Raw genomic sequence first — 1,164 nt, 5'->3', positions numbered from 1 at the left:
TGCTTGGCACCATTAGTGATGAAGACAAGGCGAAACTAATTGAGTGGAGAACTTATATCAAGGAACTGGAGGGGGTAGACACCTCCAGTGCGCCAAAGATTAACTGGTCTGAGAAACCGGCGGTGTAGGCCAGACAGGATTTATAGTATCAACCCGCATCAAATCCAGCCTGTAATCCTGCCATTCAATCAAAGCGTCGGCTTCTTCCTCCGTCGCTTTGCCCTTGTCTACGGCGTATTGTCGCCAGGCGATTTCTGAATCCGCCTGAGCGCGCAATTGGGCTTTACGAAACTCATTTTCAGCGATATTTGCAGCTTTCAGTTTGTTTTCATCAGTCACCCAGGCGCTGCCATTCCATTTGTCAAAAGGTGTGGCTGGCGCAAGTGGTGTTGTGTTTTCAGGGTAATCACCAGGGGCTTTCACTTCAATTGGTTGGCCGCTCTCTGTGCTGTAAACCGTTTCGCCGCGATGGTCATCGACTAACTCCCACTTATCGCCGACACGGATTATCGCTTTTCCCGCTTCATCGGCCGGGGGTTCATCAATATATGCACCAGCAGGTAAGCCAGCAGTTGCCGGGATAAACTCATCAATAAAGCCGATATATTCCCCATCAGGTTTTGTCAGATAGCAAACAATCCATCCTGAAGTTTCTGCAAATCCCTGCGCATTAAGCGTGATGTATTCTTTCATTATTGCGCTCTCACGATGTAATTAAATGCCACGCTTTTAACGCGGTTCTCAGCAGCGGTTGGAACTTGAGTCGCAGCATTAATATTTAAGTTTCTGTAGGAAATACTCAGTCCTGTTCCACTCTGCCACGAGGTGATTCCAGTACCGGTGTAGGTAATGACGCCCGTCGCTAAATCTGGGTTTCCTGTATAGACGTTCGCGGCACTGCCAATAATGTTTCGGATCGCATCCCCCTGTTCGCTTAAAAGCGCCCGTCCGGTATCAATACCCCTTCCATCATCCCAGCCACGAATAGTTTGCGCACGTAAGTCGGGCAAGACTCCGGACGGGTACGCAAGGGCAAGCTTAGGGTTTGCAACCTTATCAAATGTTGCACCGTTCATTTTCAGAAAGCCGGTCGGCGGTGTTGCCAGCGGCCAGGGAATTGGAGTCCCAACCGGGAGCATAGAGCCTTCTCCCAGACCAACGTTT

3 protein-coding genes are annotated in these 1,164 nt (G+C 49.9%); 1 reads left to right on the top strand and 2 read right to left on the bottom strand.

Annotated elements, in window-relative coordinates:
* The first annotated feature begins 11 nt into the window (after positions 1 to 11).
* A complete protein-coding gene (locus B9P82_RS29610) occupies positions 12 to 128 on the top strand; it encodes a tail fiber assembly protein (protein ID WP_268064861.1) in 117 nt (38 codons plus the stop codon).
* Here B9P82_RS29610 and B9P82_RS28065 read toward each other — a convergent pair.
* Positions 100 to 693: a tail fiber assembly protein gene (locus B9P82_RS28065; protein ID WP_101701457.1), complete on the bottom strand. Its 594-nt coding sequence runs from the start codon at positions 691 to 693 to the stop codon at positions 100 to 102. The two genes, B9P82_RS29610 and B9P82_RS28065, sit on opposite strands and share 29 nt — an antisense overlap.
* The coding region (locus B9P82_RS28060; protein WP_143704306.1) for a tail fiber protein at positions 693 to 1,164 on the bottom strand (472 nt) is incomplete at its 5' end. The genes B9P82_RS28065 and B9P82_RS28060, both read right to left, overlap by 1 nt.

Source organism: Citrobacter sp. L55, from assembly GCF_002850715.1.
GTDB classification, from domain to species: Bacteria; Pseudomonadota; Gammaproteobacteria; order Enterobacterales; family Enterobacteriaceae; genus Citrobacter; species Citrobacter braakii.
This window is presented reverse-complemented; position numbering and strand designations above follow the sequence as displayed.